This window comes from Helicobacter pylori (assembly GCF_011140715.1).
Classification (GTDB): Bacteria; Campylobacterota; Campylobacteria; order Campylobacterales; family Helicobacteraceae; genus Helicobacter; species Helicobacter pylori_DA.
Window position 1 is genome coordinate 41,863 of the sequence record NZ_SFZZ01000060.1, and the last position, 25,610, is coordinate 67,472.

Annotated in this window: 22 protein-coding genes, 1 tRNA gene and 1 pseudogene; 11 read left to right on the top strand and 13 right to left on the bottom strand. The window is 40.0% G+C overall.

The window, feature by feature from the left end; all coding sequences use genetic code 11:
- Window positions 1-3 precede the first annotated feature (3 nt).
- The 4 genes from EWZ81_RS06020 to rpsT form a co-directional block, all read right to left on the bottom strand.
- Window positions 4-1,758, bottom strand: a complete 1,755-nt coding sequence (locus EWZ81_RS06020) for a dentin sialophosphopreproprotein (RefSeq protein ID WP_165549354.1) — start codon at window positions 1,756-1,758, stop codon at window positions 4-6.
- A 245-nt stretch (window positions 1,759-2,003) separates the two neighbouring features.
- Complete coding sequence (locus EWZ81_RS06025; protein ID WP_165549355.1) at window positions 2,004-2,771, bottom strand: outer membrane protein; 768 nt, start codon at window positions 2,769-2,771, stop codon at window positions 2,004-2,006.
- A 404-nt stretch (window positions 2,772-3,175) separates the two neighbouring features.
- Window positions 3,176-4,234, bottom strand: coding sequence for a peptide chain release factor 1 (gene prfA / locus EWZ81_RS06030; protein ID WP_000025163.1), 1,059 nt, complete (start codon window positions 4,232-4,234; stop codon window positions 3,176-3,178).
- Window positions 4,235-4,357: 123 nt separating this feature from the next.
- Window positions 4,358-4,627: a 30S ribosomal protein S20 gene (gene rpsT, locus EWZ81_RS06035; protein WP_165549356.1), complete on the bottom strand. Its 270-nt coding sequence runs from the start codon at window positions 4,625-4,627 to the stop codon at window positions 4,358-4,360.
- Window positions 4,628-4,716: 89 nt separating this feature from the next.
- On the opposite strand from rpsT, the gene glmM reads away from it, so the two are divergent.
- From glmM to EWZ81_RS06085, 10 genes are all read left to right on the top strand, one after another.
- Window positions 4,717-6,054: a phosphoglucosamine mutase gene (glmM, locus tag EWZ81_RS06040; RefSeq protein WP_165549357.1), complete on the top strand. Its 1,338-nt coding sequence runs from the start codon at window positions 4,717-4,719 to the stop codon at window positions 6,052-6,054.
- Window positions 6,048-6,521, top strand: coding sequence for a signal peptidase II (gene lspA, locus EWZ81_RS06045; protein WP_078263331.1), 474 nt, complete (start codon window positions 6,048-6,050; stop codon window positions 6,519-6,521). The genes glmM and lspA overlap by 7 nt, the downstream gene beginning before the upstream one ends.
- Window positions 6,522-6,539: 18 nt before the next feature.
- A tRNA-Val gene (locus tag EWZ81_RS06050) sits at window positions 6,540-6,615 on the top strand.
- 250 nt (window positions 6,616-6,865) lie between these two features.
- A complete protein-coding gene (gene ureA / locus EWZ81_RS06055; RefSeq protein ID WP_000779223.1) occupies window positions 6,866-7,582 on the top strand; it encodes an urease subunit alpha in 717 nt (238 codons plus the stop codon).
- Window positions 7,583-7,585: 3 nt separating this feature from the next.
- Window positions 7,586-9,295 carry an urease subunit beta gene (ureB, locus tag EWZ81_RS06060; RefSeq protein WP_000724295.1) on the top strand — a complete coding sequence of 570 codons (1,710 nt, stop codon included), beginning with the start codon at window positions 7,586-7,588 and terminating at the stop codon, window positions 9,293-9,295.
- Window positions 9,296-9,517: 222 nt separating this feature from the next.
- Window positions 9,518-10,105 carry an acid-activated urea channel protein UreI gene (gene ureI, locus EWZ81_RS06065; RefSeq protein ID WP_000901267.1) on the top strand — a complete coding sequence of 196 codons (588 nt, stop codon included), beginning with the start codon at window positions 9,518-9,520 and terminating at the stop codon, window positions 10,103-10,105.
- Between the two features lies 1 nt (window position 10,106).
- Window positions 10,107-10,619, top strand: coding sequence for an urease accessory protein UreE (gene ureE, locus EWZ81_RS06070; protein WP_000583069.1), 513 nt, complete (start codon window positions 10,107-10,109; stop codon window positions 10,617-10,619).
- A 23-nt stretch (window positions 10,620-10,642) separates the two neighbouring features.
- The gene (locus tag EWZ81_RS06075) at window positions 10,643-11,407 is read left to right on the top strand and encodes an urease accessory protein UreF (RefSeq protein ID WP_165549358.1); all 765 of its coding nucleotides are present in this window, start codon (window positions 10,643-10,645) and stop codon (window positions 11,405-11,407) included.
- A gap of 28 nt (window positions 11,408-11,435) precedes the next feature.
- Entirely contained in the window at window positions 11,436-12,035 is a 600-nt protein-coding gene (gene ureG / locus EWZ81_RS06080) for an urease accessory protein UreG (RefSeq protein ID WP_000238762.1), read from the top strand.
- Entirely contained in the window at window positions 12,035-12,832 is a 798-nt protein-coding gene (locus EWZ81_RS06085) for an urease accessory protein UreD (protein ID WP_165549359.1), read from the top strand. The genes ureG and EWZ81_RS06085 overlap by 1 nt, the downstream gene beginning before the upstream one ends.
- A 71-nt stretch (window positions 12,833-12,903) precedes the next feature.
- Here EWZ81_RS06085 and EWZ81_RS06090 read toward each other — a convergent pair whose 3' ends face one another.
- The 9 genes and pseudogenes from EWZ81_RS06090 to EWZ81_RS06135 all read right to left on the bottom strand — a co-directional run bounded on the left by EWZ81_RS06090 (window position 12,904) and on the right by EWZ81_RS06135 (window position 21,723).
- Window positions 12,904-15,318: an FtsK/SpoIIIE domain-containing protein gene (locus EWZ81_RS06090; protein ID WP_165549360.1), complete on the bottom strand. Its 2,415-nt coding sequence runs from the start codon at window positions 15,316-15,318 to the stop codon at window positions 12,904-12,906.
- On the bottom strand, window positions 15,315-15,665 hold the full coding sequence (locus EWZ81_RS06095; RefSeq protein ID WP_165549361.1) for a hypothetical protein: 351 nt from the start codon (window positions 15,663-15,665) through the stop codon (window positions 15,315-15,317). Before EWZ81_RS06095 ends, EWZ81_RS06090 begins: the two co-directional genes overlap by 4 nt.
- Before the next feature lies 1 nt (window position 15,666).
- On the bottom strand, window positions 15,667-16,086 hold the full coding sequence (locus EWZ81_RS06100; RefSeq protein ID WP_165549362.1) for an SMI1/KNR4 family protein: 420 nt from the start codon (window positions 16,084-16,086) through the stop codon (window positions 15,667-15,669).
- Window positions 16,056-17,411, bottom strand: a complete 1,356-nt coding sequence (locus tag EWZ81_RS06105) for an HNH endonuclease (RefSeq protein ID WP_165549363.1) — start codon at window positions 17,409-17,411, stop codon at window positions 16,056-16,058. The genes EWZ81_RS06100 and EWZ81_RS06105 overlap by 31 nt, the downstream gene beginning before the upstream one ends.
- Window positions 17,412-17,421: 10 nt before the next feature.
- A complete protein-coding gene (locus tag EWZ81_RS06110; RefSeq protein ID WP_165549364.1) occupies window positions 17,422-17,682 on the bottom strand; it encodes a type VII secretion protein in 261 nt (86 codons plus the stop codon).
- A gap of 15 nt (window positions 17,683-17,697) precedes the next feature.
- Window positions 17,698-18,267 carry a hypothetical protein gene (locus tag EWZ81_RS06115; protein WP_165549365.1) on the bottom strand — a complete coding sequence of 190 codons (570 nt, stop codon included), beginning with the start codon at window positions 18,265-18,267 and terminating at the stop codon, window positions 17,698-17,700.
- Window positions 18,264-20,685: pseudogene (locus EWZ81_RS06120) on the bottom strand (hypothetical protein). Before EWZ81_RS06120 ends, EWZ81_RS06115 begins: the two are co-directional and overlap by 4 nt.
- Window positions 20,686-20,719: 34 nt before the next feature.
- Window positions 20,720-21,007: a hypothetical protein gene (locus EWZ81_RS06130; protein ID WP_341846697.1), complete on the bottom strand. Its 288-nt coding sequence runs from the start codon at window positions 21,005-21,007 to the stop codon at window positions 20,720-20,722.
- Between the two features lie 506 nt (window positions 21,008-21,513).
- Window positions 21,514-21,723, bottom strand: coding sequence for a hypothetical protein (locus tag EWZ81_RS06135; RefSeq protein WP_000848998.1), 210 nt, complete (start codon window positions 21,721-21,723; stop codon window positions 21,514-21,516).
- Window positions 21,724-22,050: 327 nt separating this feature from the next.
- Between EWZ81_RS06135 and EWZ81_RS06140 the strand changes: the two genes are divergently transcribed.
- Window positions 22,051-25,608 carry a bifunctional proline dehydrogenase/L-glutamate gamma-semialdehyde dehydrogenase gene (locus tag EWZ81_RS06140; RefSeq protein WP_165549367.1) on the top strand — a complete coding sequence of 1,186 codons (3,558 nt, stop codon included), beginning with the start codon at window positions 22,051-22,053 and terminating at the stop codon, window positions 25,606-25,608.
- Window positions 25,609-25,610: the final 2 nt, after the last annotated feature.

The following is a 25,610-nucleotide window of genomic DNA, read 5'->3' on the forward strand; positions in this document are numbered from 1 at the left end:
ATCTCAATTCCCCATATCGCCCATATCCCCCATGTCTCCCATATCGCCACCCATATCATCGTTCATATCCCCCATATCGCCCATGTCATCGTTGCTGTTACCCATATCGTCGTTCATGTCGTTCGCGTTGCTCATGTCATCGCCCATGTCGTTGCCGTTGCTCATGTCGTCATTAGCGTTACCCGTATCATCGTTGCCGTTGTTCATGTTGCTCATATCATCAGTGTTACCGGTATCAGTATTGCCAGTGTCGGTGTTGCCGGTATCGGTGTTATTCATATCGCCGGTATTGTTGCCGCTAGCATCTTTATCATCAGAGGGGGTGTCGTTTGCGTTGCCGGTGTCAGTGGTGTTAGTGTCCATGTGATCATCGTTGTGATCATCGTTAGTGGCGCTGTTAGGGTTTATGAGTGCGTTACCCCCTTGATCTTTGCTGTCATTTGCATGGGTGTTGTCCATGTTGCTAGTAGGCGTTTGTTGCGCAGGTTGTTGCATAGGGTTATTCATCGCATCATTCAAATCGTCTCTGTCATCGCCATCAATTTTTAAACTCCCGTCTAAATAATTCCCCACCACATCGCTGCTATGGCTTAATTGTTGCACGCTGTCTAGGGCTTTATCCACTTGGGCTTGTTGCTCGCTTGAAAGCCCTTTTTGATCTTTTAAGTCATTGTCTAGTTGGTTGAGATTGTTGTCTAATTTGTCTCTCACTTCCATAGCTTTATTGACCACCGAATCAATCTTATTAGGACTCGCCCCATCTTGCTTCATTTCTTTGATTTGCCCCACTAAATGGTTAAGCTCTTTGGCTTGAGAAGTTATCGCATCCACGCTTTTAGTGGGCATGGCTTTGGTGTGGAAAAGCGAATTTTCTTTGAGCATGCGGCTGTTGTCTAAATTGACTAAAGCGCTATTCAAGCGGTTGGTTTGAATATCCTTGCTGAATTTAGGATCACGATAAAAGCTCATGAGATTTGCTTGTTGCGAGGATTTATCGTCTTTATCGTCTCTGTCATCATCAGTAGGCGTATCAAGTTGGTTAATGGAAGCGTCATGGTCTAAAATCTCTTCTTGATCGATCGCATACATGTAATTTTCTAACATCAAGTAGTCTTGAACTTGCATCATGAAAAACATGTTAGGGTAGAAGCCATACATGCCATCATAAAAGTCATAAAAATCATACATGCCCATGCCATACATTCCATACATGCCATACATACCATAATAAGGGCTATAGTAGGAGTTGTAATAGTTGTTGCTCCTGTAATAAGGGCTTTGAGCCTTTTCATTCTCTTGTTGTTTTTTAAGATACGCCCCTACCACGCTCAAATCAGCGAGCATTTTTTGGGCCGTTTTTTGATCTTTTAAAGAAATGCCTAAGGGGATATAAATACCGGTGCGGTAACTATAAAAAGAATCCCTAGCGATGATTTTAAGGCAATATTTCAAATTCTTTTGCAATTTTAGGGCTTGCCTCAAACGCACATGCGCTCTAAAATTCCCCAAGATGCCAGAGTTAAAACGCATTTTTTCCACTAACGCGCTGAATTTTTTCGCATCGCCATTAGCCGCATTAATATAGTTTAAAGCAGTAGCTCCCCACTCTTTGGTGCTGCTTCTATAACCTCCAAAATTCACTATTTTTGGCGTTAATTCCCCTTTTAATTGCGAATCTTTTAAATCAAACAACGCCCTATTCACGCTGATAGCGTTTAAACTGAGTGTCATTATAAAAAGTATTTTTATAGCTTTCATTGATAACCTTAAAAAATATCTCTTGCGAGCATTATAGACTATTTTTAGAAATCAAAATGACTTTTGAAAACAAGCCAAAGTAAAAAATCAAATCCCAAAACAAAAGGTTCTGTTTTAAACGCTTCTTTAGTTTTTAAAAAACTTTCTTAAACAAAAACCTAACCCCCAACAAAACAAATATCGCAAAAAAAAAGAAAAAAGAAACCAACAGAGAGAAAACTCTCCATTGAAAAGAAGAAAAAGGCTTAGAAGTTGATCATATAGTTGAAATAGATAGAGAAGTTCCTTTTATAGAACACATCTACTGATCCATCTACGCCCCTTTCCTTATAGAATTGGTTAGTGAATAAAGGCAATTTAAAGCCCACTTCAATCCCGCTGTGTTTAGAAAAATTGCTCCTAAAACCAAATTCAACAGGCATTTGGAAGTAGCTTGTGTTCATGCTCGCTGAACAGCCGGCGGTGTTGTTGCAAATTTGCATTTGAGATTTTAAGTAGCTCTCTCCTTGAACGATAAACGAATCCCCTCCTAATCCAAAGCCCACGAACAACCCTGCTGTGTTATAGCCCTCTTTACTTTCATAGAAGTTATAGAGCGCATCAAAGCCCACGCCATAAGTGAAGTCATTCACTTGAGACGCGCCCTCCATGATTCCAAGCTGGCTCCCCACAAAGCTTAAATTTGCATGGTTATAGCTGTAGTATCCATAAGATCTAAAGCCAAAGCGTTTCTTTTTACCAAAGAACCACTTATACCCTGCCATCGCATCTACCCCATACATTTGCCCGTAATTATTGGTGTTGATCACGCTTGGCGTTTCTTGGGTTAGAGCTACTTGATTGCTGCTAAACATTGAAGTGTTTATCGGGGTGTTATTGTTAGCGCCTGAGGTGCGGGTGGTGTTTTGGTTTTCTAAATTAGAATATTGAAACCCCCCTCCTAAAAACGCGCCGCTTTTTTCTGCCATAGACACACTAAAGGCTAATGCCATACCTAAAAAAACTTTTTTCATTTAAAACTCCTTAATGTGAGAAATCCTAAGGATTTCTTTTTTTATTGCATTCATGCTATGGCGCAAAAATATAGGGGATCATCAAAATTTGAGAGTTGTCCTTGAATACATTCGCTTCTACAGAATACAATTCGCTCTTACAAATATTAAGCTTTTGAGTTATATCACAAAAAAGTGAATTTTTCGTTAAGAATGGGTTAAATAAATCGTTTTATTTTTTAAAAATGTATTTATATATATAAAGAATTTAAAATTATATTTAACTATATTTTATGGAAGCTTTTACGCTATTTTTGTGTGGGGCGAAAATTTAGAGCTTTTAGGGTTTTTGGTAGTAGCGGGTGGCTATCTTAAAAAATACTTGGGTGTTTTATCGCTTTTGTCGTATCGTTTTAGTAATGGTCTTATTCAAACTGGCTTTGAGCATGAGCGATTAAAGGGTTGATCACTTCATCTAAATTCCCTGAAAGCATGATTTCTTCTAAACTATACAGAGTTAAATTGATTCTATGTTCGCTCAAGCGGTTTTGCGGGTAATTGTAGGTGCGAATCCTTTCGCTCCTGTCCCCACTACCCACTTGCTCCTTTCGGTCTTTGGCGTTAGCGAGTTGTTGCTCTTCAATTTGTTTTTCATAAAGACGCGCTTTTAAGATTTTTAGGGCTTTATCCTTGTTTTTATGTTGGGATTTTTCATCTTGCATGCTCACGCTGATATTGGTGGGGAGGTGTGTGATGCGGACGGCGGAGTCTGTGGTATTGACGCATTGTCCCCCATGCCCGCCAGCGCGAAACACTTCAATCTTTAAATCGCTAGGGTTGAGGGTAACTTCCACATCATCCACTTCAGGCATGATCGCTACCGTGATAGCGGAAGTGTGGATGCGCCCTTGAGATTCTGTCTCAGGGACTCTTTGGACTCGATGCGTGCCTGCTTCAAATTTGAGCCTTGAATACACGCCCTTACCCTTAATCAAAACGATGATTTCTTTATAGCCCCCTACGCTGTTCTCGCTAGAGCTTACTATTTCTACTTTCCATTTTTTCAAATCCGCATAACGGCAATACGCCTTAAACAAATCCCCTACAAAAATGCCCGCTTCATCGCCCCCTGTGCCGGCCCTTAACTCTAAATAGATGTTTTTATCGTCATTAGGATCTTTGGGGATAAGGAGTTGTTTAATGGCAGTTTCTAGCTCGCTTTTTTGGATTTCTAAAATTTTTAGCTCTTCTTTAGCCAATTCGCTCAATTCCTTGTCTTCTAAAAGCTCTTTATTTTCTTTAATGCCCTCTAAAACGCTCAAATACTCTTTGCTCGCTATGGAGATTTCTTCAATGGAGCTTTGCTCTTTGCTCAATTCGGTGAGTTTTTTAATGTCGCTAACCACTTCAACGCTGGAAAGCAAGGCTGTGAGTTCGTCGTATCGTTTGAGAATGGAAGAAAGCTTTTCGGCTAGAATGGACATGCGAGACTACCTATAAAAAGATGTGAATAAAAAATACAACAATCTAAAAAACGCAAAACTTAAAAAGAAGCCCAATAATAAAAACCCACTACTGAGCTTAAAGAAGTTAAAAACGCCCCAAAACTAAGCGAGAGCGATTTTTTTCACTGAAGCGTTAAGCCTTGAGACTTTCCTAGAAGCGGTGTTTTTCTTTAAAATCCCTTTGCTGACAAATTTATGCAATTCTTTGTTAGCGATATTCAAACGCTCTTGAGCTCTTGCTACATCATTGACAGCGACGGCTTCACGCACGGCCTTAATGATATTTTTAATTTTAGTTTTATAGAACTTGTTTCGTTCGGTTCTTTTAATGGTCTGTCTGATTCGCTTTTCTGCGGACTTATGATTTGCCATAGCCTTGTTTTAATCCCTTTGTAATGTAAAATTTGGCATAATTCTATCTAAAAATTGATTAAAAATAGTTTAAAAGGTATTTTATAACGATGAAAATTTTTGGGACTGATGGCGTGAGGGGTAAAGCAGGGGTGAAACTCACCCCCATGTTTGTGATGCGTTTAGGCATTGCTGCCGGGTTGTATTTTAAAAAACATTCTCAAACGAATAAAATTCTAATCGGTAAAGACACCAGAAAAAGCGGCTATATGGTAGAAAACGCTTTAGTGAGCGCTCTCACTTCCATAGGCTATAATGTGATTCAAATAGGGCCTATGCCTACCCCTGCGATCGCTTTTTTAACCGAAGACATGCGCTGCGATGCGGGCATTATGATAAGCGCGAGCCACAACCCTTTTGAAGACAATGGCATTAAGTTTTTCAATTCTTATGGTTATAAACTCAAAGAAGAAGAAGAAAGAGCGATTGAAGAAATCTTTCATGATGAAGGATTACTGCATTCCAGTTATAAAGTGGGCGAGAGCGTCGGTAGCGCTAAAAGGATAGATGATGTGATAGGGCGCTATATCGTGCATTTAAAGCACTCTTTCCCCAAACATTTGAATTTACAAAATTTAAGGATCGTTCTAGATACCGCTAATGGCGCGGCTTATAAGGTGGCTCCGGTCGTTTTTAGCGAGCTTGGGGCTGATGTTTTAGTGATTAATGATGAGCCTAACGGGTGTAATATTAATGAGCAATGCGGGGCTTTACACCCTAACCAATTGAGCCAGGAAGTGAAAAAATACCGCGCGGATCTAGGCTTTGCTTTTGATGGCGATGCTGACAGGCTAGTGGTGGTGGATAATTTAGGGAATATCGTGCATGGGGATAAGCTTTTAGGGGTGTTAGGGGTTTATCAAAAATCTAAAAACGCCCTTTCTTCTCAAGCAATTGTCGCCACGAGCATGAGCAATTTAGCCCTTAAAGAATACTTAAAATCCCAAGATTTAGAATTGAAGCATTGCGCGATTGGGGATAAGTTTGTGAGCGAATGCATGCGATTGAACAAAGCCAATTTTGGAGGCGAACAAAGCGGGCATATCATTTTTAGCGATTACGCTAAAACGGGCGATGGTTTGGTGTGCGCTTTGCAAGTGAGCGCGTTAGTGCTAGAAAGTAAGCTTGTGAGCTCTGTTGCGTTAAACCCCTTTGAATTATACCCCCAAAGCCTAGTGAATTTGAATGTCCAAAAAAAGCCTCCTTTAGAAAGCCTGAAAGGTTATAGCGCTCTTTTAAAAGAATTAGACCAGCTAGAGATCCGCCATTTGATCCGTTATAGCGGCACTGAAAACAAATTACGAATCCTTTTAGAAGCTAAAGACGAAAAATTGCTCGAATTGAAAATGCAAAAATTAAAAGAGTTTTTTGAAGGGCATTTGTGCTAAAAACCACTAAAAAAAGCCTATTGGTTTTTATAGGGGTTTTTTTTCTTATTTTTGGCGTGGATCAAGCGATTAAATACGCTATTTTAGAGGGGTTTCGCTATGAGAGCTTGGTTATAGATATTGTTTTAGTATTCAATAAAGGCGTGGCGTTTTCCTTACTCAGTTTTTTAGAGGGGGGTTTGAAATACTTGCAAATCCTTTTGATTTTGGGGCTTTTTATCTTTTTAATGCGCCAAAAGGAGCTTTTTAAAAGCCATGCCATAGAGTTTGGCATGGTGTTTGGCGCTGGGGTTTCTAATGTTTTGGATCGGTTTGTGCATGGGGGCGTGGTGGATTATGTGTATTATCATTATGGCTTTGATTTTGCTATTTTTAACTTCGCTGATGTCATGATAGATGTGGGTGTGGGCGTTTTATTGTTAAGACAATTCTTTTTTAAGCAAAAACAAAACAAAATTAAGGCATAATTACCCTTTTTAATAAAAGGTCGCGTAGCTCAGTTGGTAGAGCACTACCTTGACATGGTAGTGGCCGCTGGTTCAAGTCCAGTCGTGGCCACCATTATCACTCCAATTTTAATTCTCATTTTTTTGCGAGTTTTTGATCTTTATAAATTCTAAAGGGGTATTAAATGCGCTCCCAATAACGCTTTTATAGCGCTTCAGAACTATAACACTAATTTATTTTAAATAATAATTAGTTAATGAACGCTTCTGTTAATCTTAGTAAATCAAAACATTGCTACAATTACATCCAACCTTGATTGCGTTATGTCTTCAAGGAAAAAACACTTTAAGAATAGGAGAATGAGATGAAACTCACCCCAAAAGAGTTAGATAAGTTGATGCTCCACTACGCTGGAGAATTGGCTAAAAAACGCAAAGAAAAAGGCATTAAGCTTAACTATGTAGAAGCAGTAGCTTTGATTAGTGCCCATATTATGGAAGAAGCGAGAGCTGGTAAAAAGACTGCGGCTGAATTGATGCAAGAAGGGCGCACTCTTTTAAAACCGGATGATGTGATGGATGGCGTGGCAAGCATGATCCATGAAGTGGGTATTGAAGCGATGTTTCCTGATGGGACCAAACTCGTAACCGTGCATACCCCTATTGAGGCCAATGGTAAATTGGTTCCTGGTGAGTTGTTCTTAAAAAATGAAGACATCACTATCAACGAAGGCAAAAAAGCCGTTAGCGTGAAAGTTAAAAATGTGGGCGACAGACCCGTTCAAATCGGTTCACACTTCCATTTCTTTGAAGTGAATAGATGCCTAGACTTTGACAGAGAAAAAACTTTCGGCAAACGCTTAGACATTGCGAGCGGGACAGCGGTAAGGTTTGAACCTGGCGAAGAAAAATCCGTAGAGTTGATTGACATTGGCGGTAACAGAAGAATCTTTGGATTTAATGCGTTGGTTGATAGGCAAGCCGATAACGAAAGCAAAAAAATTGCTTTACACAGAGCTAAAGAGCGTGGTTTTCATGGCGCTAAAAGCGATGACAACTATGTAAAAACAATTAAGGAGTAAGAAATGAAAAAGATTAGCAGAAAAGAATATGTTTCTATGTATGGCCCTACCACAGGCGATAAAGTGAGATTGGGCGATACAGACTTGATCGCTGAAGTAGAACATGACTACACCATTTATGGCGAAGAGCTTAAATTCGGTGGCGGTAAAACCCTAAGAGAAGGCATGAGCCAATCTAACAACCCTAGCAAAGAAGAATTGGATTTAATCATCACTAACGCTTTAATCGTGGATTACACCGGTATTTATAAAGCGGATATTGGTATTAAAGACGGCAAAATCGCTGGCATTGGTAAAGGCGGTAACAAAGACATGCAAGATGGCGTTAAAAACAATCTTAGCGTAGGTCCTGCTACTGAAGCGCTAGCTGGTGAAGGCTTGATCGTAACGGCTGGTGGTATTGACACACACATCCACTTCATTTCACCCCAACAAATCCCTACAGCTTTTGCAAGCGGTGTAACAACCATGATTGGTGGCGGAACTGGCCCTGCTGATGGCACTAACGCAACCACTATCACTCCAGGTAGAAGAAATTTAAAATGGATGCTCAGAGCGGCTGAAGAATATTCTATGAACTTGGGTTTCTTGGCTAAAGGTAACGCTTCTAACGATGCAAGCTTAGCTGATCAAATTGAAGCCGGTGCGATTGGCTTTAAAATCCACGAAGACTGGGGCACCACTCCTTCTGCAATCAATCATGCGTTAGATGTTGCGGACAAATACGATGTGCAAGTCGCTATCCACACAGACACTTTGAATGAAGCTGGTTGCGTAGAAGACACTATGGCTGCTATTGCTGGGCGCACTATGCACACTTTCCACACTGAAGGCGCTGGCGGCGGACACGCTCCTGATATTATTAAAGTAGCCGGTGAACACAACATTCTTCCCGCTTCCACTAACCCCACTATCCCTTTCACTGTGAATACAGAAGCCGAACACATGGACATGCTTATGGTGTGCCACCACTTGGATAAAAGCATTAAAGAAGATGTCCAGTTCGCTGATTCAAGGATCCGCCCTCAAACCATTGCGGCTGAAGACACTTTGCATGACATGGGGATTTTCTCAATCACCAGTTCTGACTCTCAAGCTATGGGTCGTGTGGGTGAAGTTATCACCAGAACTTGGCAAACAGCTGACAAAAACAAAAAAGAATTTGGCCGCTTGAAAGAAGAAAAAGGCGATAACGACAACTTCAGAATCAAACGCTACTTGTCTAAATACACCATTAACCCAGCGATCGCTCATGGGATTAGCGAGTATGTGGGTTCTGTAGAAGTGGGTAAAGTGGCTGACTTGGTATTGTGGAGTCCAGCATTCTTTGGTGTGAAACCCAACATGATCATCAAAGGCGGATTCATTGCATTGAGTCAAATGGGTGATGCGAACGCTTCTATCCCTACCCCACAACCGGTTTATTACAGAGAAATGTTCGCTCATCATGGTAAAGCTAAATACGATGCAAACATCACTTTTGTGTCTCAAGCGGCTTATGACAAAGGCATTAAAGAAGAATTAGGGCTTGAAAGACAAGTGTTGCCGGTTAAAAATTGCAGAAATATCACTAAAAAAGACATGCAATTCAACGACACTACCGCTCACATTGAAGTCAATCCTGAAACTTACCATGTGTTCGTGGATGGCAAAGAAGTAACTTCTAAACCAGCCAATAAAGTGAGCTTGGCGCAACTCTTTAGCATTTTCTAGGATTTTTCTAGGATTTTTAATTTTCTAGGATTTTAAGGAGCGTTTCTCCTTAAATCTTAGTTTTTAAGCTCTCTGACTTTTATTATTTATTAAAAGTTAGGGGCTTATTTTTTTGTTTTATTTTTTGTCAATTTACTATTTTTCTTTATGATTAGCTCAAGCAACAAAAGTTATTCGTAAGGTGCGTTTGTTGTAAAAATTTTTGTTTGGAAGGAAAAGGCAATGCTAGGACTTGTATTGTTATATGTTGGGATTGTTTTAATCAGCAACGGGATTTGCGGATTAACCAAAGTCGATCCTAAAAGCACTGCGGTGATGAACTTTTTTGTGGGCGGACTTTCCATTGTTTGTAATGTGGTTGTCATCACTTATTCCGCGCTCCACCCTACAGCCCCTGTAGAAGGTGCCGAAGATATTGCTCAAGTATCGCACCATTTGACTAGTTTCTATGGGCCAGCGACTGGGTTATTGTTTGGTTTTACTTACTTGTATGCGGCCATCAACCACACTTTTGGTTTGGATTGGAGGCCGTATTCTTGGTATAGCTTATTCGTAGCGATCAACACTGTTCCTGCTGCGATTTTATCCCACTATAGCGATATGCTTGATGACCACAAAGTGTTAGGCATCACTGAAGGCGATTGGTGGGCGATCATTTGGTTGGCTTGGGGTGTTTTGTGGCTTACCGCTTTCATTGAAAACATCTTGAAAATCCCTTTAGGGAAATTCACTCCATGGCTTGCTATCATTGAGGGTATTTTAACCGCTTGGATCCCTGCTTGGTTACTCTTTATCCAACACTGGGTGTGAGATGATCATAGAGCGTTTAATGGGCAATCTAAGGGATTTAAACCCCTTGGATTTCAGCGTGGATTATGTGGATTTGGAATGGTTTGAAACGAGGAAAAAAATCGCTCGTTTTAAAACCAGGCAAGGCAAAGACATAGCCATACGCCTTAAAGACGCTCCCAAGTTGGGTCTCTCTCAAGGGGATATTTTATTTAAAGAAGAGAAGGAAATTATCGCCGTTAATATCTTGGATTCTGAAGTCATTCACATCCAAGCTAAGAGCGTGGCAGAAGTAGCAAAAATATGCTACGAAATAGGAAACCGCCATGCGGCTTTATACTATGGCGAGTCTCAATTTGAATTTAAAACACCATTTGAAAAGCCCACGCTAGCGTTATTAGAAAAGCTAGGGGTTCAAAATCGTGTTTTAAGTTCAAAATTGGATTCCAAAGAACGCTTAACCGTGAGCATGCCCCATAGTGAGCCTAATTTTAAGGTCTCACTAGCGAGCGATTTTAAAGTGGTCATGAAATAAAAAAGAAATAGAAAAATAACAGAATGGATAAAGGAAAGAGCGTGAAAAGCACTAAAAAAAGCGTGGGTATGCCCCCAAAAACTCCAAAGACAGACAACAATGCTCATGTGGATAATGAATTTCTGATCTTGCAAGTCAATGATGCGGTATTCCCTATTGGATCTTACACGCATTCTTTTGGGCTAGAAACTTACATCCAGCAAAAAAAGGTTACCAATAAAGAAAGCGCTTTAGAATATTTAAAAGCCAATCTCTCTAGCCAGTTCCTTTATACGGAAATGCTGAGTTTGAAATTAACCTATGAAAGCGCTCTCCAACAGGATTTAAAAAAAATCTTAGGGGTTGAAGAAGTCATTAGGCTATCCACAAGCCCCATGGAATTGCGATTAGCCAATCAAAAGCTAGGCAATCGTTTCATTAAAACCTTACAAGCCATGAACGAATTAGACATGGGTGCATTTTTTAACGCTTACGCTCAACAAACCAAAGATCCCACCCATGCCACTAGCTATGGCGTTTTTGCGGCGAGTTTGAACATTGAATTGAAAAAGGCTTTAAGGCATTATCTTTATGCGCAAACTTCTAACATGGTGATCAACTGCGTTAAAAGCGTCCCACTATCTCAAAACGATGGGCAAAAAATCTTATTGAGCTTGCAAAGCCCTTTTAACCAGCTCATAGAAAAAACCCTAGAATTAGACGAAAGCCACCTGTGTGCGGCAAGCGTTCAAAACGACATTAAGGCGATGCAGCATGAGAGTTTATACTCGCGCCTTTATATGTCTTGAATTTTAATCTCAAATTGAAAGGAATTTTATGGTAAAAATTGGAGTTTGTGGTCCTGTAGGAAGCGGTAAAACCGCCTTGATTGAAGCTTTAACGCGCCACATGTCAAAGGATTACGACATGGCGGTTATCACTAATGATATTTACACGAAAGAAGACGCAGAGTTTATGTGTAAAAATTCGGTGATGCCACGAGAGAGGATTATTGGCGTAGAAACAGGAGGCTGTCCTCATACCGCTATTAGAGAAGACGCTTCCATGAATTTAGAAGCCGTAGAAGAAATGCATGGCCGTTTCCCTAATTTGGAATTGCTTTTGATTGAAAGCGGAGGCGACAACCTTTCAGCGACTTTCAACCCAGAGCTAGCGGACTTTACGATTTTTGTGATTGATGTGGCTGAGGGCGATAAAATCCCCCGAAAAGGCGGCCCAGGAATCACGCGCTCAGACTTGCTTGTCATCAATAAAATTGACTTAGCCCCCTATGTGGGAGCGGACCTGAAAGTCATGGAAAGGGATTCTAAAAAAATGCGCGGCGAAAAGCCCTTTATTTTTACGAATATCCGCGCCAAAGAAGGCCTAGATGATGTGATCGCTTGGATTAAGCGCAACGCTTTATTGGAAGATTGATGAACACTTACGCTCAAGAATCCAAGCTCAGGTTAAAAACCAAAATAGGGGCTGACGGGCGGTGCGTGATTGAAGACAATTTTTTCACGCCCCCCTTTAAGCTCATGGCACCCTTTTACCCTAAAGACGATTTAGCTGAAATCATGCTTTTAGCGGTAAGCCCTGGCTTAATGAAAGGCGATGCACAAGACATGCAATTAAGCATCGGTCAAAATTGCAAGCTAAGGATCACTTCGCAATCCTTTGAAAAAATCCATAACACTGAAGACGGGTTTGCTAGCAGAGACATGCATATCGTTGTGGGGGAAAACGCCTTTTTGGACTTCGCGCCCTTCCCGTTAATCCCCTTTGAAAACGCGCACTTTAAGGGCAATACCACGATTTCTCTACACTCTGGCTCCCAATTGCTTTATAGTGAAATCATTGTCGCTGGGCGAGTGGCACGAAACGAATTGTTCCAATTCAACCGCTTGCACACTAAAATCTCTATTTTAAAAGATAACCAACCGATCTATTATGATAATACGATTTTAGATCCCAAAACCGCCGACATGACAAACATGTGCATGTTTGATGGCTACACGCATTATTTGAATCTGGTGCTTGTCAATTGCCCCATAGAGCTGTCTGGCGCGCGAGCATTGATTGAAGAGAGCGAAGGAGTGGATGGAGCCGTGAGCGAGATTGCTAGTTCTCATTTATGCTTGAAAGCTTTAGCGAAAGGCTCAGAACCCTTGTTGCATTTAAGAGAAAAAATCGCTCGCTTTATCACGCAAACGATTACGCCAAAGGTTTAAAAGCGCTTCAAAAAGATTAAATCCCTTTAGTCTTTTTAACCCCCCTTTTTTTAACCCCCCCTTTTTTGACCCTATAAGCTGAAGGGCCTGAACTCAGTAACGCTGTCTTTAGAAAGCTCTCTGAAGAGCGCGTTGAGTTCGCTTTGTGAAGGTAAACCGATTTTGAGAGCGTTTAAGTTTTCCCCATTGCACTTAAAGGCTAGGCATTGCTTGAAGTGGTGGTTTAACAAATCTTTTAACTTGTCAAAATGGTAATTAGTTTTAATTTGCCTAAAGTCATGCACAAAAATGACGCAATACTGCTCGTTGTCTGTGGCTTTTTCTAAAAACGATTTTAACTTTTCCGCCCCTACTTTGTCGTGCAATTCTTTCGCTTCGTTGAGATTGTCTATCACAAGTGCGCTATTAGGATTCATAGCGGTGTCTAAAACGCTTAAAATATTTTCTACAGGCGTGATGCCGTATTCTTTTTGTGCATCAAAAGACCTTATCAAGCGTTTTTCTTTATTGCAAAAAACCAATTCTTTGTTCGTGCTCTTAATGTTTTGGAACAAGAGTTTCATTAAAGCGATGCGAGCGTTTAAATCTTGGCTCACCACCAACAAATGCGATTCGTTGTTTTCAAACTCCACTATCAGATCCTTTTGCTCATAATCCACTTCTTTGCCCAGATGCAAACGCATTTCATTAGCCTTAAGGATGTTGGGCATTTTTAAAGCCGTCTCGCCATTATAGATTTTACGATCTATGGGTGCTAGGTTTCTTTGGTTAAATTCAGCGTGTATTTTTGTGAGAAAAGATTTGAAATCATCGGGGGCTTTAGGGATACTCATCTTGGTGTGGTATTTTCTATGCCCTCCGTTGTTGTTGAAAATGCCTTCTGGCCTGACAAGATCACAAGCCGCATCATCGCCCAAAACACTACTGCTGTCTTCTGCATCCATAGGCAAAGCGATGCGGTTAGCGATTTGAGCCTTAAAGCTTGAATCAATGTCAGAACCGCGCATGGTTTGAGTGGCTAAAACTAAATGCACCCCATAGCTGCAGCCCTTTTTAAGCAGGGTGTTTAAATGCCCCTCCACCGCTTTAGTGGATTTATTATCGCTAAAAAGCACCTGAAATTCATCAATCACTACAATCAGTCTGGGCATTTTTTCATGCTTTCGGTAATCGCTTAAATCTTTCACCTTAAACTGCTTGAACCGATCGGCTCTTTTTTCCATTTCATCGCAAAGCCATTTCAAGAAAGTGATGCCATAAGGGACCGAACTCGCCACGCTCACCAACCTTGCATGCTCTAAAGCGGGATCTGCTACATACGCGTTAAATTCCACCCCCTCTTTATAGTCTAACAAAAAAAGTTGGACTTCATTGGGCGCGTAGTAGAAGGCTAGATTTTGGATCAACACATGCAAGAAATTGGATTTCCCGCTCCCGCTGCGCCCGCAAATGAGCGTGTGGTTTTGTTCGTTACCGATTTCAAAACACACTTCCTTATGGTTAATATCCCACCCCACCGGCACAGACACTTTAGACTGAGAACTTTTAGTCCAAAATTCTTCGTCTTTTTGTAAGGCTTTCAACTCGCTTTTGACTACTTTCTTTTTCTCGTAATACGCTTTAATTTTATCAGCGAAGTCTTTCATGTGTTGGGATTGGATACCATGATCATTGATGATTTCTACATTAAGGTATTTAAAGCGTTCAAAACTTGTCGTATCTTTAAAAAACTCCGCATAGCGTTTCAAATCTTCTGCGGATTGATTGTTTTTTTCGCTCTCCAAATTGACAAAACTCAAAACCCCATTTTTAGAGCCAAAACGCATGATTTTTTCCAAATAATAAAGCGCGTCTTTACTCAAAGCATCTACCCCGCTTAAAAAAAGTGCTTTTAAAGGCAAGCGGTCTTTGGCGTTTTCATTATAATGCGCAAAATCTCTAAAGCCGGCCAATTTTTCTTGCAAATTAACCTTTAAATATTCATACAAATGCTTTAGGGCTTCTTCTATTTCGTTGCTTTCGGTTAAAATCCTTTGTTGGTAAATAAAATCATTGCCCTTGTCCAAAAGCCGTCGCGCCAAATTGAAAATGCCCCCTAGGCTCAGTGCATCAACTAAGATCACTTCTAATTGCACTAAAGGCGCGCTAGATAGCAAGCGCATGAGCATTTCTCTTAAAAACTGCCCGTCTTTTTCATGCTCGATATACAAGCTTTTAGGGGGGAAAGGATAAACTTTAGGCAAGCAAAAATCTGTATTAGTGCCATTTTTGCCTTTAATTTCCAATAAACCACAGCTTAAAAATTGGGGGTAAGCTTTCGTTTCATTGAATTGCGGCGCGTCTGTGAATTGCGCTTGGATTTGCCTGATATTCTTTTGATATTCCTCTATTTCTGAAACGATCGGCTTGAGAAAACTCTCTTTTTGATGGACAACTTTATCTAGGGCATCATCCAGTTTTTGCAACAAGGTATTGATTCCAATCATTCTTTATCCTTAGATTTCAAGTATTCATCATAGTGTCTATTGGCTTCTTTTTCATGATCTTTAGCTTCACGCACAAGCTTATCAATTTCGCTCTGTGAATGGAAATTCCTATCAATTTTCTTCATCAAGCTCTTGGCTTCTTCAATTTGCTCGTCAATTCTTCTTCTTTGGTATTGCGTGTCTTGCTCTAAATTTTCTAAATCATGCGCGATTTTTAGCATGTCCTCTAACACCTCATCTCTGATTTTCTGCCCTAAATCATCTTGCATGGCATTTTCTATAAAATCATCGCAAATCTTTCTTAATTCAAGGGTGCAACCCTCCAAATAAACTTTATGAGAAAACATTTTAACCCCTTGATTCTAATTTTTTTAAAAACATTTTAAGGTGCAACAGCGCATGTTTTGAGCCATCATCAGTGTCTAAAAACAGCACCACATCACTAGCCGTATTCAAAAGATAATACCCCCCATACCCGTCATTAGCAAAGATGATTTCTTCAGGCTCTAACCATTCTTTCAAGCTTTGCATGAAATCAACAAACAAGCCCTCTAAATTGAAATTCAAAACATGTTTGAATGTGTAAGATTTATTGCCCACCATAAAAGATCGCCATTGGCTAAAACCATAGTTTGATCGTTTGACAAAGTCCTTAAACGCATCGCTAAAGCCTATTTTCAACCGCTCTTCTAGATCGCTCAACGCATTTTCATTGAGCGGCTCTACAAATTCCCAATTCAATTCTGTTTCTGTAGAAATTCTGTCCATAGTGAATATCCTTTCGTGTATTTCACGCCTAATAATAACTCTTCTCTCACCAACGCCACATTCCCTAAAACATTCGCGTCAAAATGCCACAAATAGCCCCTAGGAATGAATCCTTTTGCGATCTGTTCCAACTCTGCCGCATCAAAGCCCAAATCGTTGTCTTTAAGCGCGGCTTGTAAAGCCTTTAGGGCATGATGAGCGCATGCGGTTTTATCTAAATTCTCTAAAGGCGCAATGGCACTAAAAACGCTATCAAATTCCGCTAAACGCAAATCATTGAATCTGATCTCATCAGGGTAGGGGTTTTGCTCATCTACAATAAAGCCCTCTTTTTCTTTTTCTAAAAACTCTCTATACTCCAACGCTTTTTGCGTATAATTTTCATTCCGTTCTAAGATGGGCGCTATTTTTTGGCTCAAATTTTCTGTGGCGTGCTCCAACTCTGTTTCTAAATTATCAAAAGCTTCATTCACAGCGTTCAAATCGTTGGGGGATTCTTTGATTTTTTCTGCAAAATCTTGTAAGGCTTTCTTACAATTTTTAACGCAACGATTTTTGGCTAAAGTCAAGCTCTCAAAATCAACGCTCATCAAATCCAATCCATGCTCTTTAGACGCTTTAGCGCGATCTGGATTAGAAGAAGCGTTAATTCTGTTTTTCAAATCAGCGTATAAAGAAGCGCTAAAATCTTCCCTCAAATCCTTCAAGCGCTCATTAAAAACGCTTTTTTTAGGGCTATAAGAGAAAGTAGGCCGTTCAAAATCGTATTCCATTAAAACGCCTGGGGTTGGAAAGTTGTATTCATTATCTATCGCATCGCTCGCTTGTTTCAAACGCCTGATAAATTCCTGGTGTTTATCGGTATAAAAATGCAACCTCTTTTTAACGCTCTCCCAAGCCCCCTCCACAAGCTCCACGCTCGCTTTGGCTTGAGTGGAGTAGATTTCAAGCACTTGTTCTAATAACCTTACATTGTGTTCCCATTTTTCTATATTGTCTTCCATAAGGTTTAAGCCCTTTTCACAAGCTTCAGCGCCTAATTTAGCAGGAGGGAAAATAGTTGAGACTGCATCACAAACACCTCCACAAAAATCTAAAACAGATCCCCAAAAACCACTTCGCTTTTTTCTGGCTGCGTTTAATTTTCCTATGGCTTTTTCCAATTGCATTTCAATTTTTCTGCACTCTACTATGATTTTTAGCGCGTAACTATCAAGGTTTTTGATAAATGGACTGCATTTTTCTTCTTGCAAGGATCTTTTAAAATCCCTGCATTTTTCAACAACCTTTTTGACTTCTTCTGTGTCCGTTTTCCATTCAGCCATAAACCACCCCTTAATAATCTTGCTCTAAAACCCTAATCCTCTCTTTAAGCCATGCGATTTGCTCTTGTGCGGCCTCATCAAATTCATTGAAAGTGCCTTTCAAGTTATCCACCACCTCGCTAAATTTATCCCTCCTAGCGTCTTGCCATGATTCTAAATTATGGAAATTGCCGCTCAAGCTGTTCACTTCCTCTCTTAGTAACTCTTTAAAGCGTTCTAAATGCCCTACAAATTCCCTGACCTCTTCGGTATCCATTTGCACTTTGCTCATCGGTTATCCTTTCTTTTAAAAATTTTCTTCATTGGAATCAGGCTTTTTATCGCCGCTGATTCTAATGCTCCCACCCCCATAGCTAGGGGGTGTTGTGGGGCGAACCTCTAGCGTTTCGCCTCTTTCTCTTTTGTATTTTTCTTGCTGGCTTTGGTGGTATGTTTTCATGCTGTCTATCACGATCGTTTTGTGGTTGCTCCCTAAATCAGCGTTGGTGAGCAATTTTTTGGCGCCATTACCCAGGCTATTAGAATACCTGTCTTCTATTTTAAGAGACAAATTCAAACCCTTAAAACTCTCCAAAGCCTCCACTAACGCTACCACAAGCTTTCTGTCCCAAATGGAATTTTTCAACTCCTTACACAAGGAAAAAACCTCGCTTGAAAACGGGTAGTCATACAAAAACAAAAGGTCTAAATTTTCTAAAAATTCCACATTGCAACGCTCTTTAAAATTTTTCAAAAAGCCCTCTTTTAAAGGCGCAAAGCCTTCCGTGATAGGGATTAGCCCCTTGTCTTTGGCGCATTTAAACACCATAATGCTTTTTTCAATCACGACAAACGCATAAGCGTTCTTAGTCATCATAATTTTTCTACCTCGCTTTCATAGATCAATTGGTCGTCTTTAAACAGCCCCACTTTAATGCTTTGGGAATCCACGCAACACACTTTCACATCCACTTCTTCAACCTCTTCTAACGCTATGGAAATCATTTGCGTATCTTTAATGTTTAGAGTGTTGGTATTGGCTAGGGCTTTGTCGCTATAGCGTATCTCTAACTCATCAAAGCCTCCCCATTCCTCTTTAGTTTGGAAAATCTGGTATTCATTAGGCTTTAAAGAATCCCTATGGATTTTAGCGTGGAATTTCCCCTCTATCTCAATACCCAAATCGTATTTAAACACAGGGTTGGAGCTTATAGAGGGTCTTTCAATCCCTTGAGCCTTGTCCCTGCTCTCTAAAAGCCCAAAAGCCACCCCGGTTTTGCAAGTGGGCTTCAAATAAGCGGGCGTGTTAGAGACATCTTCTCCTGTAAGCTCTAAAATCTGTTTGTCTGAGGCTTCTGTGCCTAGCGGCTCATAAAGAATGAATGTGAAATCATCTTTAGAAGTCTTTTGCTGGTAATCTTTGAGCTGCTTTTCTTTGGCGTTTTCAAACGCTTGTTTGACCAACACCGATTTGCTCGCATTCCCGCCTAAGAAAATATGAAACGCCCGACACTGATCATCAATGTTTTCAGCCATCACTTTAGAAAATCCGGCAAAGAAGTTGGCAACGCTTTCATTGATCTTGCCTTTTAAAAGGCTTAAAAGCTCTTTGCAATCAACTTGGAGATCGCATTCTGTTTCTACCCCATTCCTATCCAACAGCTGGGTTTTAAGATCCTTTTCAAAATTTTCTATCTCAAAGTTTTCATTTTCTTCTATCGCTTCTATAATATCAGCGTCTAGATTTTCTAAAAAAGGGCGTAATTTAGAAGCGATCTCTTGCAAATTCAAGTGTGCTTCCCTGGAGTTTTGCATAAACGATCCAAAGCGTTGCGTATCGATCCTGTCATAGTTGGGCTTAGCGATGACAATGTCTTTTGATTTCAGCGTTTGAAAATTTTTTGCATACGCTTCAAAAGCCAACAATTCCAATAAATTTTCACCGCCTAAATATTTATCCCCTCCGCTGCTAAAATGCGTCATTTTGTAAAAAGAATTTAGGGCTAGCGCTTTTTTCCCATTTGCCAAAGTCAAAATCCGTCGTCCCGCCCCCAAAATCAAACACCCCGTAATAAACCGGCTTGTCTAACTTCTCTGATTTAAAAAACCCATAGCTTTTTAAAGCGCTAATGGCATACGCGCAAGGCTCGCTCGCTCTTAGTTCCACTTTGAACATTTTAGCCGTTTTTTCATCGTCAAAAACATGCCTGGGTAAGGATTTTTTCAAGCCTTTTTCAAAACTCTCTCTGATTTTTTCAGCCTGATGCTTTTCATACTTGATGGGGTAGGATAAAAAGTATTTCAAAAACACGCCATTTTCCATGTTGTTGATGCAGTGGCCGATGTAGTAAGCGTAGATTTCTATGGGGTTAAAACCCGTGCAATTAGTGAAGCTTTCTAAAGAAAAATCCTCTTCTAAATCCCTAAAATTCCGTTTTTCATCCGCTCCAGCCCATTGCTTCAATTGAGAAAAAAACCGATACAAATCATTGCCTTTAACGCCTGCAGCGTTTTTTTGGGCTTCTTGCGCCACTTCTATATCGTTCTTTTCTGTGAAAGGGCGGTGATCTAAAGCGTTGTAATCTTTAAGAAACTTTTCTTTGTGTCTGAACTCCACGATCGTAGGGTTTTCAAACTTTGTAGGGCTTGCGTCATCTACTAGCCCGCCAATAGAGAGCAAGCGATATTTTCCGTTGTTATCCATATAGGCTGCAGTCGTGCTTTTAGTCCCAAAGTCAATAGCGACAACGCCCTTGTTTAAATCCTTCAAACTTGAGCGCGCATAGAAGTTCATTTCTTTGCCGCTAGAGTCTAAATTATCAAACCTAAAGGTTACGCTTTCTTTAGACAAGCCAGGCGCCTCTAAATCCCAATGCCCTCCATTTAAATCAAGCAATTAGCTTTGAGAATAACTCTTAAGGCCTACCGCTATGTTATCCACATTAAGCATCATTTCTTTAAACGATTCAAAATCCACATCCACATCGCTATAAGAAACGATCTCTAAGGTTTTTTCTATTTGCTCATTAGCGATCTTTTTAGCTTGCGCTAAATCCTCTATGAATTTTTGATTCTCATCAGAAAGATACCTTAAAGAAGCCTCATTATTGACAATCGCATGAAGTGCTATTAACGCTTGCTTGAACTTGATTTTCTCTTCTTCTAACACTTCTTTTTTGAAATTAATCGGAGCTTCTTCATTGAATGCGGCTTTATTGTTTAAAGACAGCTCGCACAAAATCTCTACTAACGGGTGGCTAATAGGCAGTCTTAAACTCTGTAAGGGTGTTACCATGATATTTCTCCTTTAATTATGGTTTTGGTTGTTTTTAGGGTTGCTCTTTCAAGCCATCAACCCTCTCTTTGAGCGCCATGTTCTCTTCTTCTAATTTTCTGTTTTGGCGTTTTAAATCCTGGTTTGCGCTCGCTAAACGCCTGTTGTGTAAGTCAAGATCGGCTTTTTCTTGGTGCGATGCGATAAGCTTATCTCTTTCTATGGCTAGCGCTTTAATTTTTTCAGTCAGCTCTGTTTTTTCTGTTTTTAGCTTGGTGTTTTCGTTGGTCAGATCGGCTTTTTCATTTTGTAAAACTTGCTGAGATTGTTCTAACGCTTTCACTTGCTTTTGTGATGCGTTAAGCTGATTGGTTAGCCTTTCTTTTTCTGCTGTCAGCTTTTGATTTGTTTCAACTAGCTCGGTGGCTTCAGTCGGCTTGGTGTATTTCTCGTGGAAATTCGTGAATTCTAAAGCGTCTTTTGGGTTTTCTTGGGTGTCGTTAGAAGATTTTCCAAGCGGAAAGAAAGAGCCTATAAAATGAGAGAGTTTTCTAAGGGGTTCAAAGTCTTCTAATTTAAGATCTTCTAATTTTTGAATGCGATCTTTAAGATCTGTAATAGTTTTTAAAAGCTCTTCATTATTATTGGGGGGTGGAAGCAGTGGGATTTGAAATATTTGGTTTTTCTATTTTCTCATTATTCGTATTTTCTACAATATGAACACCACTCATAAGAATATCTCCTTTTTTATATTATATCAGTGTTAAAAAGGTTGTTATTGTAATTTGAGAAAACTCAAAATGAGCTTTATTTTCCCCCCCCTTTTTTTTTGCCCCCTCTAACAAACCCCTAGAATGTAGAATCCCAGTGGTTTAAGTTAGAAGAATAAGGGTCAAAAAAGCCCTTAGGCATGTATTGCGCTTCTTTTTTGGTGGAAGCGTCTTTTGAAGAATGGTCTTTAGGGAGACAAGCGAAACGCTGAGCATCAAAGCTAGAGCAACCGCTCAATAACAACGCGCCGAGTGTGCCGATCATAATACCATTTTTAATTGTTTTCATTTTATATCCTTTGTTTTGTAAAATTTTTGTCAATCCGTTTAATTCAAAATCGTTTCATTGGTTTGAAGCTTTTAAATTACACGGCGAGAATGATAAAATTCATTTTTAAACGAAAAGTAAATGAACTTTTTAAACGATAAAAAACTCCTCTAATTTTTGTCTTAAGCGGTAAATAATTACCACTTTTAAAAAAATCAATTTTAATAATTAAATTCATTTAGTATGAGAACAATCACAAATTAAAAAGCATTATTAAAAATGACCGCTTAAAAAACCCGCTTAAAACATGCTACAATCAAGCCAAATTCTTAAATAAAAGGTAAGCTCATGCAAAAAATCATTGACGATTCACTAGAATTAGCTAAAAAACTGCAAGATAGTATCAGCAACCATTTGAGCGAGCAAGAAAAAGCGTTCCACTCTAAAATGCAAAAGCTTTTAAACAACCCTGAAAACAAAGTCATGCTCATAGAGCTTATGGATCGGAGTTTTAGATGCTTGGATAATAAAGCCCGCTTTGAAATGATTGAGCATGTTTTAGACAAATACAAAAGCCGTGAGATTTTTTCTCCGTTTGAAAAATTGCTTTTAATGGGGTTTTTAAGCTTTGGGAAAATGCTCCCTGATATGAGCGTGCCTTTCTTTGTCAATAAAATCAGAAGCGACACGAAAGCGATGGTCTTGGATCAAGAAGAGAGTCAATTAAAAGAGCGGATTTTAAAAAGAAAAAATGAAAAAATCATTTTGAATGTGAATTTTATCGGCGAGGAAGTTTTGGGCGAAGAAGAAGCTAATGCGCGTTTTGAAAAATACTCTCAAGCCCTAAAATCCAACTACATCCAATACATTTCCATTAAAATCACGACGATTTTTTCTCAAATCAATATCCTTGATTTTGAATACTCTAAAAAAGAGATTGTCAAACGCTTAGACGCTCTTTACGCTCTAGCTTTAGAAGAAGAAAAAAAGCAAGGCATGCCTAAATTCATCAACTTGGATATGGAGGAATTTAGGGATTTAGAGCTTACGGTGGAATCGTTTATGGAGTCTATCGCTAAATTTGATTTGAACGCCGGTATTGTGTTGCAAGCTTATATCCCTGATTCTTATGAGTATTTGAAAAAACTGCATGCTTTTTCTAAAGAAAGGGTTTTAAAAGGGTTAAAGCCCATTAAAATCCGCTTTGTTAAGGGAGCGAACATGGAGAGCGAAGAGACTATCGCTTCTATGAAAGACTGGGCGTTACCCACATTTTCTAGTAAACAAGACACCGATTCTAATTACAATAAAATGTTAGATTTTGTTTTAGAGGGCGATAATTATAAATACATTCATATCGGTGCAGCGAGCCATAATATTTTTGAAATCGCTTACGTTTATACGCGCATCCATGCCCTTAACGACCCTGTTGTGTTGGAGCATTTTAGCTTTGAAATGCTAGAGGGCATGAGCTTGCAAGCGAGCCAGGAATTAAAAGAGATGCACAAACTCATTCTTTATGCACCGGTGTGCGATGAAGCGCATTTTAACAATGCGATCGCTTACTTGGTGAGGAGGTTAGATGAAAACACCTCAAGCGATAATTTCATGAAGGCTTTCTTCAATCTCAAAGTAGGCACGAGCGAATGGAAAGACCAAGAGCAACGCTTTTTAAACAGCCTTAAAGGAATCGCTACTTTAGACAATGCCACCCACAGGACTCAAGATAGGAACGCCAAACAAACTGGGCATACCACTTACCCAAACCACTCCTTTAAAAACGAAAGCGATACCGATTTTATTTTAAAAGCCAACCGAGAATGGGCTAAAAAAGTGCGCGAGAAAATGCATAACGCCCCTATTTTAGAGCTTTACCCAGAAATAGATGGGAGGTTTGAAGATCCTAATCTAACCCCTTTAGAAGTCTTTGATAAAATCCATCATAAAAAAATCGCCAGCGTGCATTTAGCGGATAAAGAAGCGATTTTAAAAGCCCTAGAAGTGGCTAAAAGCGATAAGAGTCATTTCAGTCAAAAAAGCTTCACAGAAATCCATGCTTTATTGAGTCAAACCGCCCAACTTTTTAGAGAAAGGAGAGGCGATTTAGTAGGGATTTCCGCTTTAGAAGTGGGTAAAACTTTCGCTGAAACGGACGCTGAAGTGAGCGAAGCCATTGACTTTTTAGAGTTTTACCCTTATAGCTTAAGGGTGTTACAAGAGCAAAACACAAAAACGCAATTCACCCCTAAAGGCGTGGGCGTGGTTATCGCTCCATGGAATTTCCCTGTGGGCATTTCTGTAGGCACTATCGCTGCCCCCCTAGCCGCTGGCAATCGGGTGATTTACAAGCCCTCAAGTTTGTCTAGCGTAACCGGCTATAAGCTTTGTGAGTGCTTTTGGGATGCGGGCGTGCCTAGAGATGCGCTCATTTACTTGCCCTCTAAAGGGAGCGATATTAGCGAACACCTTTTAAAAGATGAAAGCATCCAATTTGCCATTTTAACTGGGGGCGAAGACACCGCTTATAAAATGCTAGAAGCTAACCCCACTCTAGCCTTGAGCGCTGAAACGGGCGGTAAAAACGCCACCATTGTGAGCAAAATGGCAGACAGGGATCAAGCGATTAAAAATGTCATCCATTCAGCTTTCAGCAATTCGGGGCAAAAATGTTCTGCCACTTCGCTTTTAGTGTTAGAAAAAGAAGTCTATGAAGATGAAAACTTTAAAAAGACTCTAATAGATGCGACTCTAAGCCTTAGCGTGGGCGATCCTTTTGATTTCAAAAACAAAATTGGCGCTCTAGCGGACAAACCTAATGAAAAAGTCATCAAAGCCATAGATGAATTGAAAAGCTATGAAAATTACGAAATCCCAGCAAGCTTTGTTGATGATAACCCCTATTTGATGAAGCCAAGCATCAAATACGGCACTAAAAAAGGCGATTTCACGCACCAAACTGAGCTTTTTACGCCCATTTTATCCGTGATGAAAGCAAAAGATTTAGACGAAGCGATAGAAATAGTCAATTCTACCGGTTACGGGCTGACTAGTGCGTTAGAGTCTTTGGACGAAAGGGAGTGGGAATATTATTTAGAACGCATTGAAGCCGGTAATATCTATATCAACAAACCCACCACAGGAGCGATCGTTTTGCGCCAGCCTTTTGGGGGGGTTAAAAAATCCGCTGTGGGGTTTGGGAGGAAAGTAGGCATTTTCAACTATATCACGCAATTTGTGAATATCCATCAAGAAGAAGAAGATGAACACGCCTTAAAAAACCCCTTAAGCGAAGCCTTAGAAAACTTAACTCAAAAAGGCTATGACGAACACACGCATGAGTTGAAGCGCGCGATTTTTATGGCAAAGAGCTACGCTTATCATTACAAGCATGAATTCAGCCAAGCTAGAGACTATGTCAAAATCAGAGGCGAAGACAACCTTTTTTCCTATACTAAAGTTAAAAGCGTGGGCTATCGCATCACCGAAAAGGACACCTTAAGCGATATGTTGGGCGTGGCTTTGGCATGTCTCATTTCTCAAATCCCTTTAACGCTCAGTATAGAAAACGAACGAACGAACAAGGATTTAACCTTTTTTTTAGAATGCTTAAAAACGCTCCGAGCAAACGCCCCTATCGTTTATGAAAGCTTGCAAAAATTTAGCGAAAAATTGCATGCTTTCAATCGTGTCCGTTATTTAAAAAGCGATTTGGATTTATTGCACGAACAAGCGAGCGTTCTAGGGATGGTTTTAGCCACGGCTAAACCCTGCTTGAACGGGCGTTTTGAATTGCTGTATTACCACTTGGAGCGATCGGTTAGCATTTCGTATCATCGTTACGGGAATTTAGGCTCAAGGGTTTTAAGGCAACACCCTTGCCGCAATTCATGTTGTGCTGACAAATAAAT